This window comes from Flavobacterium sp. GNP002, assembly GCF_054343795.1.
Genome location: NZ_JBTGUW010000001.1, coordinates 315,179 through 329,013, shown reverse-complemented (window position 1 = coordinate 329,013; position 13,835 = coordinate 315,179). Strand labels below are relative to the sequence as shown.

The 13,835-nt window shown below is 34.6% G+C and carries 8 protein-coding genes; 6 read left to right on the top strand and 2 right to left on the bottom strand.

The window, feature by feature from the left end; translation table 11 throughout:
• Positions 1-192 precede the first annotated feature (192 nt).
• The 6 genes from asnB (ACXX80_RS01485) to secDF all read left to right on the top strand — a co-directional run bounded on the left by asnB (ACXX80_RS01485) (position 193) and on the right by secDF (position 11,795).
• Positions 193-1,869: an asparagine synthase B gene (asnB, locus tag ACXX80_RS01485; RefSeq protein ID WP_113633546.1), complete on the top strand. Its 1,677-nt coding sequence runs from the start codon at positions 193-195 to the stop codon at positions 1,867-1,869.
• A 171-nt stretch (positions 1,870-2,040) separates the two neighbouring features.
• Positions 2,041-3,666 carry an amidohydrolase gene (locus ACXX80_RS01480; RefSeq protein ID WP_458551709.1) on the top strand — a complete coding sequence of 542 codons (1,626 nt, stop codon included), beginning with the start codon at positions 2,041-2,043 and terminating at the stop codon, positions 3,664-3,666.
• A 195-nt stretch (positions 3,667-3,861) separates the two neighbouring features.
• Entirely contained in the window at positions 3,862-5,478 is a 1,617-nt protein-coding gene (gene asnB / locus ACXX80_RS01475) for an asparagine synthase B (protein WP_458551708.1), read from the top strand.
• 182 nt (positions 5,479-5,660) lie between these two features.
• Complete coding sequence (gene gyrB / locus ACXX80_RS01470; RefSeq protein ID WP_417950325.1) at positions 5,661-7,604, top strand: DNA topoisomerase (ATP-hydrolyzing) subunit B; 1,944 nt, start codon at positions 5,661-5,663, stop codon at positions 7,602-7,604.
• 56 nt (positions 7,605-7,660) lie between these two features.
• The gene (gene mdh / locus ACXX80_RS01465; protein WP_315207099.1) at positions 7,661-8,596 is read left to right on the top strand and encodes a malate dehydrogenase; all 936 of its coding nucleotides are present in this window, start codon (positions 7,661-7,663) and stop codon (positions 8,594-8,596) included.
• A gap of 226 nt (positions 8,597-8,822) precedes the next feature.
• Positions 8,823-11,795 carry a protein translocase subunit SecDF gene (secDF, locus tag ACXX80_RS01460; RefSeq protein ID WP_458551707.1) on the top strand — a complete coding sequence of 991 codons (2,973 nt, stop codon included), beginning with the start codon at positions 8,823-8,825 and terminating at the stop codon, positions 11,793-11,795.
• 795 nt (positions 11,796-12,590) lie between these two features.
• On the opposite strand, the gene lgt is transcribed toward secDF, so the two are convergent.
• A complete protein-coding gene (gene lgt, locus ACXX80_RS01455) occupies positions 12,591-13,517 on the bottom strand; it encodes a prolipoprotein diacylglyceryl transferase (RefSeq protein WP_458551706.1) in 927 nt (308 codons plus the stop codon).
• 68 nt (positions 13,518-13,585) lie between these two features.
• Positions 13,586-13,834, bottom strand: coding sequence for a membrane protein insertion efficiency factor YidD (yidD, locus tag ACXX80_RS01450; RefSeq protein ID WP_417950320.1), 249 nt, complete (start codon positions 13,832-13,834; stop codon positions 13,586-13,588).
• Position 13,835: the final 1 nt, after the last annotated feature.

Genomic DNA, 13,835 nt, shown 5'->3' with positions numbered 1-13,835 from the left:
CGTCTCATTTGCATCCCTTTTTACAATTCTCAACTTCTATTCCTTTTTTATTCTTTTTTAATTACATTTTAAATACAAATGCTAATTTTTGGTTATAATTTATAACTAAAAATAGCATTTGTGTTTTTCAATTAGAACTATAACTCCATCTTTGCCTTATCAAAATAAACAAAACATTAAAAATATATAGTTATGTGCGGAATAGTATGTGCCTTTGATTTAAAACAAAAAGCGGAAGTTTTAAGACCGCAAGTATTAGAAATGTCTAAAATTATCCGTCATCGTGGACCGGACTGGAGTGGAATTTTTAGTAATGAAAAAGCCATTTTGTCTCACGAACGTTTGGCAATTGTCGATCCTGCGTCAGGGAAACAACCGTTGTTCAGTGAAGATAAACAACTTGTTTTAGCTGCAAATGGTGAAATCTATAACCACAGAGAATTGCGTAAACAATTTGAAGGAAAATACAACTTCCAAACAGAAAGTGACTGCGAAGTAATTCTAGCACTTTACAAAGAAAAAGGACCTCATTTTATAGATGAAATGAATGGAATTTTTGGATTTGCTATTTATGATGTAGAAAAAGACGAGTATTTTGTTGCTCGTGATCACATGGGAATTATTCCATTATACATTGGTTGGGATGAGCACGGAACTTTTTATGTAGCTTCAGAATTGAAAGCGCTAGAAGGATATTGTACCAAAATACAATTGTTTCCTCCGGGACATTATATGTCTAGTAAAGACGGCGAATTTGTACAATGGTATAAAAGAGAATGGACAGATTACGATGCCGTAAAAGACAACGTAACCAGCATTGATGAAATTAAAGTGGCTTTAGAAGCTGCGGTTCACAGACAATTGATGAGTGATGTGCCTTATGGAGTATTACTTTCCGGCGGGTTAGATTCTTCTATTACTTCGGCTGTAGCCAAAAAATATGCGCAAAAACGTATTGAATCTGGAGATGTTGCTGATGCTTGGTATCCGCAATTACATTCTTTCTCAGTAGGATTAGAAGGTTCTCCAGATTTAGCGGCAGCTCAAATCGTGGCGGATCATATTGGAACGATTCACCACGAAATTAAATTCACTATCCAAGAAGGTTTGGATGCGGTTAAAGATGTAATTTACAACCTGGAAACCTATGATGTGACTACTATTAGAGCATCGACACCTATGTGGTTAATGGCGAGAGTTATTAAATCTATGGGAATCAAAATGGTATTGTCAGGCGAAGGAGCAGATGAACTTTTTGGAGGATATTTGTATTTCCACAAAGCTCCAAACGCAAGAGAATTCCACGAAGAAAACGTACGTAAATTAGGTAAATTGCACATGTATGACTGTTTGCGTGCGAACAAAAGTTTAGCAGCATGGGGAATTGAAGGACGTGTGCCGTTTTTAGATAAAGAATTTATGGATGTGGCTATGCGCGTTAATCCTCAGGATAAAATGATTAATGCAGAACATCCAATGGAAAAGTGGGTAGTTCGTAAAGCTTTTGAAGAGATGTTGCCGCCAAGTGTTGCTTGGAGACAAAAAGAACAATTTAGTGATGGTGTAGGATACGGTTGGATTGATACTTTGAAAGAAGTGGTAGCGGTTGAAATTTCGGATGAGCAATTAGCAAATGCTAAATACAAGTTTCCTTTACAAACGCCAACTTCAAAAGAGGAATATTATTATCGTTCTATTTTTCATGAACATTTTCCAAGTGATGCAGCTGCTTTGTGTGTTCCGCAAGAAGCAAGCGTTGCGTGTAGTACAAAAATTGCATTAGAATGGGATGAAGCATTCAAGAACATGAATGATCCTTCAGGAAGAGCAGTTGCTAGCGTGCATGATGATGCGTATGCAAAAGCATAAACACAGTTAAGTAAGATTTTACAAATAGATAAACGCTCTCCTTTTCGAGAGCGTTTTTTTATGGAAATAATCAGAATGGTCAAGTTAAGAATTCGAAAAATTCTTTTAATTCTGTTTGTTTAAAATAATTCGGTTCAGTTTTTTTATATTAGCACAACTAAAATGTTTATTATGAGATCTATTACTTTATTTCTTGCTTTGTTTTTGTTGATTTCCTGTGATCAAAAGAATAAAGTTACCGTTGATACTATTATTACTGATGCAACTATTTACTCGGTGAATAACTCTTTTGCTGAGGCTTCGGCTATGGCAATTGATAAGGGAAAAATTGTCGCTATTGGCACAAATAGCGAAATTTCAAAACAATATGAATCCAAGAATACAATAGACGGGGAAGGAAAATTTATTTACCCGGGCTTGATTGATGCGCACTGCCATTTTTATAGCTATGGTTTAAGCTTGCAGGAAGCTGATTTACGCGGTACCAAAAGTATGGACGAAATAATTACTCGTTTAAAGGCTTTTCAAAAAGATAAAAATCCAACGTTTATTGTGGGTAATGGTTGGGATCAAAACGACTGGAAAATAAAAAAGTATCCTACAAAAGCTGATTTAGACGCTGCATTTCCTGATATTCCTGTAGTTTTAAACAGAGTTGACGGTCATGCGATTATCGTTAATAGTAAGGTATTAAAATTAGCAGGAATCACTAAAGATACGAAAGCAGATGGCGGTCAGATTGAAATTGCTAATGGAGAACCAACAGGAATTTTAGTAGATAATCCGATGGAATTAGTGTTTAAAATAATTCCTAAACCAACTCGTAAAATACAAATAGCCGCTTTGCTGGATGCCGAAAAAGTAATGTTTGATTATGGATTGACAACCGTAAATGATGCAGGATTAGATCCGGACATTATTCATTTGATGGATAGTTTGCAAAAAGCAAAAGTGATGAAGCTTAATGTGTATGCAATGATTACTGCAAATCAGAAAAATATTGATTTATATCTAAAAAAAGGAATTTATAAAACGGATAATCTAAATGTACGATCCTTTAAAATGTACGGTGATGGCGCTTTGGGTTCTCGTGGTGCTTGCATGCACAAACCGTATTCTGACATGCCAGGTCAATATGGCGCTTTGCTGGCACCAATTTCTGGATTAAAAGATGTAGCTAAACAAATTGCGGTTTCAAAGTTTCAGTTGAATACGCATGCTATTGGCGATTCGGCAAATACGGTGATTTTGAAAATTTACGGAGATGTTTTGGCTGGAACCAAAGATAGAAGATGGAAAATTGAGCACGCACAAGTTTTGCGTGAACAAGATTTTGATTATTTCAAATTTGGAATTATTCCTTCGGTTCAACCTACGCATGCCACATCCGATATGTATTGGGCGGAAGATAGATTAGGGAAAGAAAGGCTGAAAAATGCCTATGCTTATAAAAAATTACTTCAAAAAGCGGGAATGGTAGCCCTTGGGACTGATTTTCCTGTGGAGGAAGTGAATCCCATGCTGACTTTTCATGCTGCAGTTGCGAGAAAAGACAGTAAGGAATATCCAAAAGGTGGTTTCCAAATGGAGAATGCATTGACCAGAGCCGAAACGTTAAGAGGAATGACCATTTGGGCTGCTTATTCAAATTTCGAAGAAAAAGAAAAAGGAAGTCTTGAAGTGGGGAAATGGGCTGATTTTGTTATGTATGATCAGGATTTAATGAAAGTGGAAGAAAATAAAATAGTGAAAATGAAACCAATGGGCACGTATTTAAAAGGTCAGAAAGTGAAATAAGTTTGCGGCCCTTCTTTGATGATTTGCTATTGTAATAGCATAAATTTATTAATGGAGTATTTTAATTACATTTTAAATGTAAAATTAATTTTTTTGTTTTAAATGTAAACTAAATAGTGTGTTTGTGTTTTGTATTTGTAACTGCTATCGCATATTTGTCGGATTGAATTGGTAAAAAAATAAAAATATAGTTTTATGTGCGGAATATTAGCCATTATAGGAAGAGCAAAAGATGAACAATTAGTTGGAGAACTTTCAAAGAGAATGTCTCATCGTGGTCCGGATGAAAGTGATTTACATGTTACGGAAAAAGGGCATATTTTAAGTCACGAACGTTTATCGATAATCGATTTGCATTCCGGAAAACAACCAATACAAGGCACAAAAACGGCCTACATGGTTCATAATGGCGAAATATACAATCATCAGGAATTGAGGGATGGTGTTTTGAAAGATCATACTTTTAGAACGAAATCTGATTCAGAGGTTATTGTGCATTTGTATGAAGAGTTTGGTTACGATTTTTGCAATATGCTTGATGGAGATTGGGCTTTTGTGGTGGTGGATGGTGATGATTTTATTGCTGGTAGAGACCCAATGGGAGTAAAGCCGTTGTATTATGGTTTGGACGAAAGAGGAAGAATCTATTTCTCCTCTGAAATGAAACCTATTGCAGATCAATGCAAAACATTTTCTACTTTTCCTCCGGGACATTTTTATACTCAAAAAACAGGTTTTGTAAAATATTACAAACCGGAATATGAAGATTATTTAAAAGCCGATCAAGAATTAGATTTGGAGTTAATCAGAGAAACGTTAACTGAAGCGACTCGTAAACGATTAATGAGCGATGTGCCCATTGGTGTGTTACTTTCTGGAGGATTAGATTCCTCATTGACTTCAGCAATTGCTTCTCGTTTATTGGCAGAAAGTGGCCAGAAATTAAAATCATTTTCAATTGGTTTGAACGCTGATGCACCTGATGCGGTCGCTGCCAGAAAAGTTGCTGAGTATTTAGGAACAGAGCATCATGAAATTCATTTTACTGTCGAAGAAGGAATTAAAATTTTAGACAAACTAATCTGGCATTTAGAAACCTATGATGTGACTTCGGTACGAGCAAGTACACCTATGTATTTCTTGTCGAAAGCGATTACGGATTTGGGTGTAAAGGTGGTGCTTTCAGGCGAAGGAGCTGATGAAATCTTTGGTGGATATTTGTATTTTAGAAATGCACCTTCGGCAGAGGATTTTCAAAAGGAAACTATCGAAAGAGTGCAGAAATTATTTACTGCCGATTTATTAAGAGCAGATAAATCGACTATGGCACATGGTTTAGAGACTAGAGTTCCGTTTTTAGACAAAGCTTTCTTAGATATAGCCGTTCGCATCAAAGCAGAAGAGAAGATGCCTAAAACGTACGATGGAAAGGAAAAATACATTCTAAGAAAGGCATTTGATACTCCAGGCAATCCATATCTTCCGGAGGAAGTTTTATGGAGACAAAAAGAACAATTTTCTGATGGAGTAGGATACAACTGGATTGATCAATTGATTGAATATTGTGCAACGCAAGTTACGGATGAGCAATTAGCCGGAGCAGCAGGAGAATTCCCATACAATTCTCCTGCAACTAAAGAAGCTTATTTTTACAGATCTATATTTAATAAATATTATCCGCAAGTAAGTGCCGCGCAAACAGTTAGGAAATGGATTCCAAAATGGCAAGAAAACCTAGATCCAAGCGGAAGAGCTAATGCAGCGCATGTTCAGGCAGATACTGAAATTGCTAAAACAGGAGTTACAGTTTAAAATATTAATTTGATTTTGCATAAATAGAAAACGCTCTCGATTTTGAGAGCGTTTTTTTTTGTGGTTATATGAACAAATGTTAATAACTTAAGAGCTTAAAAAGGGATTTTAACGGTTATATAATTTGCGTTTTTATATATTTGCGTGTTAGACAAAAATTACATTTTTTTAGAATAAAATATATGAGCGAAGAAATCAAGAAGGACAATTATTCAGCGGATAGTATTCAGGCATTAGAGGGAATGGAGCACGTAAGAATGCGTCCATCGATGTATATTGGAGATGTAGGTGTTCGAGGACTACACCACTTAGTTTATGAGGTTGTAGATAACTCTATTGATGAGGCAATGGGAGGCCATTGTGATACCATCAGAGTCGATATAAATGAAGATGGGTCTATTTCTGTTGAAGATAATGGACGTGGTATTCCAGTTGGTATTCATAAAAAAGAAGGTGTTTCGGCATTGGAAGTTGTAATGACTAAGATTGGTGCCGGAGGTAAGTTTGATAAAGATTCTTATAAAGTTTCTGGAGGACTTCACGGTGTTGGGGTTTCTGTAGTAAATGCTTTGTCGAATCATTTGAGAGCTACCGTTCACAGTAGTGATGGAAAAGTGTATGAACAAGAGTATGAAAAAGGAAAAGCGTTGTATCCGGTTAAACAAATTGGAGAAACGTCTAAAAGAGGAACAATCGTTACTTTTTACCCGGATCCAAGCATATTTACGCAAACAATAGAGTATTCTTATGATACTTTATCTGCTCGTATGCGTGAATTGTCTTATTTGAATAAAGGAATCACAATTACTTTTACAGACAAAAGAGAATTAGATAAAGACGGTAATTTTGTTTCTGAAATTTTTCATTCTGATGAAGGTTTAAAAGAATACATCCGTTATTTAGATGGAAATCGTGAGCCAATTATTGCGCACGTTATTTCTATGGATCATGAAAAAGGAGAAATTCCGGTTGAGGTTGCATTAATTTACAATACAAGTTATACAGAGAATATTTTCTCTTACGTAAATAATATAAATACACACGAAGGAGGAACGCACTTGCAAGGTTTCAGAACAGGTCTTACGAGATCGTTAAAGAAATATGCAGATGCTTCGGGAATGTTAGATAAACTGAAATTTGATATTTCTGGTGATGACTTCCGTGAAGGGTTAACAGCTATTATTTCGGTAAAAGTTGCTGAACCACAATTTGAAGGACAAACTAAAACGAAACTTGGAAACAGAGAAGTTGTTTCTCCGGTAAGTCAAGCGGTGAGTGAGATGATTGAGAATTATTTGGAAGAAAATCCAAATGATGCCCGTATCATTGTTCAAAAAGTAATTCTAGCAGCACAAGCGCGTCACGCAGCCAAAAAAGCACGTGAAATGGTTCAGCGCAAAACCGTAATGGGTGGCGGTGGATTGCCAGGAAAATTATCAGATTGTTCTGAACAAGATCCTGCAAAATGTGAAGTGTATCTTGTCGAGGGAGATTCGGCAGGTGGAACTGCAAAACAAGGTCGTGATCGTGCTTTTCAAGCTATTTTGCCATTACGTGGTAAGATTTTGAACGTAGAAAAAGCAATGCATCACAAGGTTTTTGAAAACGAAGAGATTCGAAATATATTTACTGCTCTTGGAGTTACAATAGGAACTGCCGAAGATAGTAAAGCCTTAAATATTGAAAAATTACGCTACCATAAAGTAATTATTATGTGTGATGCCGATGTCGATGGTAGTCACATTTCTACTTTAATCTTAACATTCTTCTTTAGATTTATGAAAGAATTAATCGAAGAAGGTCACGTATATATTGCAGCACCACCTTTATATTTAGTTAAAAAAGGAAACAAGAAAGAATACGCTTGGAATGACGTACAACGTGATCAAGCGAATGAAAGAATGGGCGGAAGCGCAGGAATTCAACGTTATAAAGGTCTTGGAGAGATGAACGCGGAGCAATTATGGGAAACCACAATGGATCCAAGTTTCAGAACTTTGCGTCAGGTAACTATTGACAGTTTGGCGGAAGCCGATAGAGTATTCTCTATGTTAATGGGTGACGAAGTACCACCACGAAGAGAATTTATTGAGAAAAATGCAGTCTATGCAAATATTGATGCTTAATAACAAATAAACGATTAACCACAGAAATTAACTAATAACCGAATAAACTTTAAAATATGAAAGTTACAATTGTAGGAGCAGGAAATGTAGGTGCAACTTGTGCAGATGTGATTTCTTATAGAGGAATTGCCAGCGAAGTAGTGTTGTTAGATATCAGAGAAGGTTTTGCTGAAGGTAAAGCTTTGGATATTATGCAATGCGCTACTAATACGGGTTTTAATACCAAAGTATCAGGCGTTACCAATGATTATTCTAAAACCGCTGGAAGTGATGTAGTTGTTATTACATCAGGGATTCCAAGAAAACCAGGAATGACTCGTGAAGAATTAATAGGTATTAATGCGGGAATTGTGAAAACGGTTGCTGAAAATGTATTGAAACATTCTCCGGATACTATAATAGTTGTAGTTTCTAATCCTATGGATACAATGACTTATTTAGCATTGAAATCTACTGGATTACCAAAAAACAGAATAATAGGTATGGGAGGAGCATTAGACAGCTCACGTTTCAGAACGTATTTGTCTTTAGCTTTAGACAAACCGGCTAATGATATTTCAGCGATGGTTATCGGTGGGCATGGTGATACTACTATGATTCCTTTAACAAGATTGGCTTCTTATAATGGAATTCCGGTTTCTCAATTTCTATCGGAAGAAGAATTGCAAAAAGTAGCTGCAGATACTATGGTTGGTGGAGCTACACTTACGGGGCTTTTAGGAACATCAGCTTGGTATGCTCCAGGAGCTTCAGTTGCTTTCTTGGTTGATAGTATTTTGAATGATCAAAAGAAAATGATTGCTTGTTCTGTTTTTGTTGAAGGAGAATACGGTCAAGATGATATCTGTATTGGAGTTCCTTGTATTATTGGTAAAAATGGAGTGGAAGAAATTCTTGATATTAACCTCAATGAACAAGAAAAAGCCTTGTTTGCTAAAAGTGCAGATGCTGTTAGACAAATGAATGATGCTTTAAAATCGATTTTAGCATAAAAAATTACATATATAATAAGGAAGACTGCTAATATGCAGTCTTTTTCTTGAGATTAATTAATAAATAAATTGGTTAATCTTAACGTTAATTATATATTTGCTCGGTTTAAAAAAATGATGTAGTTCGAGATATTCTTTTTTGAATTTAAAAAATCGATGTCAAGTCTTATTCTATAAGGTTTAAAGCAAAAATAAATAAATAAAAAATAATTAATTTTTAGTAATAATGCAGAATAAAGGACTTATTAAATTTTTCGCAATTCTATTTGCATTGGTAAGTATTTACCAACTTTCTTTCACTTTTGTCGCAAGCAAAGTAAAAAGTGATGCAAAATCTTTTGCAGGTGGAAATCCTGAAAAAGAAGTAAAATATTTAGATTCTATTGGTAAAGAAAAAGTATTTAATCTTGGTTTTACCGATTTTACATTCAATGAAGTTAGTGACAAACAAATCAATAAAGGTCTTGACTTAGAAGGTGGTATCAATGTTATACTTCAAATATCTGTAAAAGACATTTTAAAAGGATTATCGAATAATTCTAAAAACCCAGTTTTCAATAAGTCTTTGGCTGATGCCACTGCAGATGTACAAGGGAATAAATCGTATTTAGATAAGTTTTTTGATGCTTTTGAAGCAAATTCAAAAGGAACTGTAAAATTAGCGTCTCCTGATATTTTCGCAAACAGAAGTTTGCAAGGTGAAGGTGGTGTTGATTTCCAAATGACAGATTCAGAAGTTAAAAAAGTAATCAAAAGAAAAGTTGATGAATCTGTAGAAAGTGCTTTTGGCGTTTTAAGAAAACGTATCGATCAATTTGGTGTAACACAACCTAATATTCAAAAATTAGGAAATTCAGGTCAAATTCTTGTTGAACTTCCTGGTGCAAAAGATGTGGATCGTGCTAAAAAATTATTATCAAGTACAGCTCAATTGCAGTTTTGGGAAACTTATAAAATTGACGAAATTGGTAACTTTTTAATGGCTGCTAATGAGTCATTGAAAAAAACTGAAATCAAAATTACTGAAGTAAAACCAGTTGTAAAAGATTCTTTAAGTGCTTTGCTTACGGATACTAAAGATTCAACGGCTACTAAAAAAGGAGAAAATCCTTTGTTTGATAAAATTATTGGTCAAGGTGGAGGTCCAGTTTTAGGGCTTTTCTCTCCAAAAGATACTGCTGTAGTAAATGGATATTTGAAAAGAGCTGATATTAGAGTGTTATTGTCAGGAGACCAACGTTATGCAAAATTCGTTTGGGGTAAGCCAATGATAATTAAAGATGCTAAAGCAAAAGATATTGATGCTGTAGAATTATATGCTTTAAAAGGAAACAGAGACAATGTACCTTCAATGAGTGGTGGTGTGGTTACAGATGCTAGCGATACATTTGACCAATCAGGTAAACCGGCAGTTTCTATGCAAATGAACGGTCAAGGTGCAAAAGCTTGGGAAGAATTAACAGGTAGAGCGTATACTCAAAAAAGTAATATAGCTATAGTTCTTGATGATGTGGTTTATTCTGCACCGGGAGTTTCTACAGGTCCTATTTCAGGTGGTAGATCTGAAATTTCTGGAGCTTTTGATATTACAGAAACTAAAGATTTAGCGAATGTGTTAAGAGCAGGTAAACTTCCTGCTGCTGCAGATATTGTTCAATCAGAAGTGGTAGGTCCATCCTTAGGTCAAGAAGCAATTGATAACGGTACTAACTCTGCTTTGATAGGATTACTTTTAGTATCACTTTGGATGATGATTTATTATGGTAAAGCAGGTTGGTATGCTAATGTTGCATTAGCGGTTAACTTACTTTTCTTATTCGGAATTTTAGCAAGTATAGGAGCAGTTCTTACATTGCCAGGTATTGCCGGTATCGTTTTAACAATGGGAACAGCAGTTGATGCGAATATCATTATTTACGAAAGAGCAAAAGAAGAATTGCGTGCGGGTAAAACACTGGAAGAAGCTGTTAAAACTTCATACAGTTGGAGAGGTGCAATGTCATCTATCACTGATGCGAATGTTACACATATTTTAACTGGAGCAGTATTGTTTATTTTTGGTTCAGGACCAATCAAAGGTTTTGCTACTACCTTATTAATTGGTATCGTAACGTCATTATTTACTTCAATCTTTATTGCACGAATCTTCATTGATTGGAACATAAGCAAAAAGAATGATTTGACGTTTGTTACAAATTTCTCTAAGAATATGTTTAATAACTTTCATTTTGATTTCTTAGGAGTGAAAAAATGGACTTATCTGTTCTCTAGTATAGTTGTTATTATTAGTGTTATTTCATTAGCAACAAATGGTCTGGATGAAGGAGTTGATTTTGTAGGAGGAAGAACATTCCAAGTACGTTTTGAAAAACCAATTGAAACAGAAACTGTAAAAGCGGAATTAGCTAAAGTTTTTGATGGAAGTGCTGAAGTAAAAGTTTTTGGGAATGATAATCAATTAAAGATAACAACAAAATACAAAGTTCAAGAGCCAGGAATTAAAGCAGATGAAGAAGTAAATAAATTGTTGTTTGCTACTTTAAAACAGCATTTTTCAGCAGACATGACTTATGATAAGTTTGTAAATTCTTATGATGGAAAAAAATTAGGAGTTTTACAAGCTTCTAAAGTTGGTCCAACCGTAGCAGAGGACATTAAGACTAATGCATATTGGGCGGTTCTTGGAGCGATGGCTATTGTATTTTTATATTTAATGATCAGTTACAGAAAATGGCAATACAGTTTAGGAGCTATTGCAGCAATTGCACATGATGTTATATTTGTATTAGGTATTTACTCTTTATGCTACAAATTCATGCCTTTTGGTATGGAAATCGATCAGCATTTTATCGCTGCGATTCTTACTGTTATTGGATATTCGATGAATGATACCGTTATTGTATTTGATAGGGTGAGAGAGTTTTTAGCAGGTAAAACTAAAGGGTCCTTCTCAGACATTGTAAATCAGTCAATTAATACAACAATGTCCAGAACAATCAATACTTCATTAACTATGATTGTGGTTTTATTAATCATGTTCGTTTTTGGTGGGGAATCTATCAGAGGATTTATTTTCGCTATGTTAGTAGGTATTATCGTAGGAACTTATTCTTCATTGTTTATTGCAACTCCAGTACTTGTGGATACAATATCTAAAGAAGATAAAAATAAGGTAGAAAAATCTCATTTAGAAGAGTAAACTCTTTTCCATGATATTTTAAAAGAGATTCAACGAAAGTTGAATCTCTTTTTTTTCTGCTATAATCCAATATTGATTTTTATTTGTAATTTAACAATTGGTAACAAAGAGTAGAGGAGTTTTAAATCTAAATGTATCTATAAGAAATGACTTCTTATTGCAATTCTTATTTGTAGTTCAATTCTATTCTATGCGCAAGACAGACACGGTAAATTTGAATTTGGCTTTGCATACGGATTGAGAAATGAATTTAAGAATAGAAATTACACCTATACAAATGAGTATTTCAAGGTGCAACTATTTTATAAAGTAAAAGCAACAAGGAATTTTAGTTATGAGTTTTTACTTCAGCCGGAACTTAATTTCGCCACACATCAATTGACAAATTTGTATTTTTTGTACCTGATGATCCAGATTATTTGGCTAAACGGAAACAATTTACAAAGTTAAAGAATATTAGTGAATGTGTGTTAAATGCTGGTTTTCTGGTCAGGAAACGTGTGCTTAAATCATCCAGTATATAATTTTTTGGGAGCGTTGGACCAATGATTACCGACACCGAAACAGAACTTTTATCCAAAGGTTTTGCTTTTGTGGGTGTTTTAGCGATAGGATTTACTATTAAAGTATACAAGGTGACTTTCGATATAAGACCAAATATCAAATGCAGGATTGCAAAAAACTAGTTCGGGTTACAATACTAAAAATATTGAGTTTGGGATTTCAATACCGCTGTAAAAAAAGCGTTAACTACTGGATGTAGGTAACGCTTTTTGTATAAGTGAGAATTTTGTTTTAATTCGTTAATTCTTTATCGGCTGTAAAAATGAAATACAATCCTATCAGAATAAATGGAATACTAAGCCATTGTCCAGTTGAAAACAAACCTAAAGCACTTTCAAATCCTCCTTGACTTTCTTTAACTGATTCTACAATAAAACGAACTGTGAACAAGAGAACTAGGAATGCTCCAAAAATAAATCCGGTATGTTTTCTTTTTTCAGTTTTCCAATACAAGAAAAATAAAATTGCAAAAACAAAAACGTAGCAAAATGCTTCGTACAATTGAGTAGGGTGTTTTACTGGAACTTGCTCCAGCAATGAGGCAAATTTTGGGTCGGTTGCTATTGCTGTATAGGCATCTTTAGGATTCGCTTTTTGTGTTGCGTTTACGGCATCCATTGGGCTGAAATGATCTTTGATGAATTTTATTCCAAATGAAGAGGTGGTCTCATGACCTATAATTTCCGAATTGAAAAAATTTCCTAATCTAACAAAAATAGCTCCACTGGCTACAGGAATTACCACTCGGTCTAAAATCCACATTTGTGGTCTTTTCAAGATGTTTTTACTGTAAAAATACATGGCAATTATTATAGAAATAGCTGCGCCATGACTCGCTAAACCTTGGTAACCGGTAAATTCAAAATTTGGAGAAAAACGGAAAGGCAAAATGATTTCCAATAAATGATTGCGGTAATATTCCCAATCATAAAAGAAAACGTGTCCTAAACGAGCACCTATCAAAGTGGCAAGTACAGTCCAGATAAACAAAGAATCTAATTTTTCTATAGATTCTCCTTCACGTTCAAATATATGTTTCATGATGTACCAGCCTAATCCAAAAGCAATTACAAACATTAAGCTGTAATATCTAATGATAAAAAAGCCTAAATCGATTCCTTCTGATGGATTCCAAACGATGTTTAAAGCGTGTGTCATTTAGTGTTAAATTTGTTTATTAGTCGTAAAAATAAAGATTTAAAGTAAAATTTCGTATTTAAAAAAAGTTAATGTTTATGATTACATACTTTTTTGGGAACAGGATCGTAACCCGTTTTCCCCCAAGGATTACAACTCAAAATACGTTTCATTCCTAAAAATCCACCATAAAATAAGCCATGGGTTTGTAATGCTTCAATCATATACGAAGAGCAAGTAGGTTCAAATCTACAAGCTGCAGGTGTAAAAGGGGAAATAGCAACTTGATAAAACCGAACCAATAGCAAAAAAGGGTAAACAATTATTTTTGACAACATG

What these genes read in the sequence shown, in the direction of transcription:
- asnB (WP_113633546.1), top strand. Translation starts at nt 193, where the DNA reads ATGTGCGGAATAGTATGTGCCTTTGATTTAAAACAAAAAGCGGAAGTT.
- ACXX80_RS01480 (WP_458551709.1), top strand. Translation starts at nt 2,041, where the DNA reads ATGAGATCTATTACTTTATTTCTTGCTTTGTTTTTGTTGATTTCCTGT.
- asnB (WP_458551708.1), top strand. Translation starts at nt 3,862, where the DNA reads ATGTGCGGAATATTAGCCATTATAGGAAGAGCAAAAGATGAACAATTA.
- gyrB (WP_417950325.1), top strand. Translation starts at nt 5,661, where the DNA reads ATGAGCGAAGAAATCAAGAAGGACAATTATTCAGCGGATAGTATTCAG.
- mdh (WP_315207099.1), top strand. Translation starts at nt 7,661, where the DNA reads ATGAAAGTTACAATTGTAGGAGCAGGAAATGTAGGTGCAACTTGTGCA.
- secDF (WP_458551707.1), top strand. Translation starts at nt 8,823, where the DNA reads ATGCAGAATAAAGGACTTATTAAATTTTTCGCAATTCTATTTGCATTG.
- lgt (WP_458551706.1), bottom strand. Translation starts at nt 13,517, where the DNA reads ATGACACACGCTTTAAACATCGTTTGGAATCCATCAGAAGGAATCGAT.
- yidD (WP_417950320.1), bottom strand. Translation starts at nt 13,834, where the DNA reads ATGTTGTCAAAAATAATTGTTTACCCTTTTTTGCTATTGGTTCGGTTT.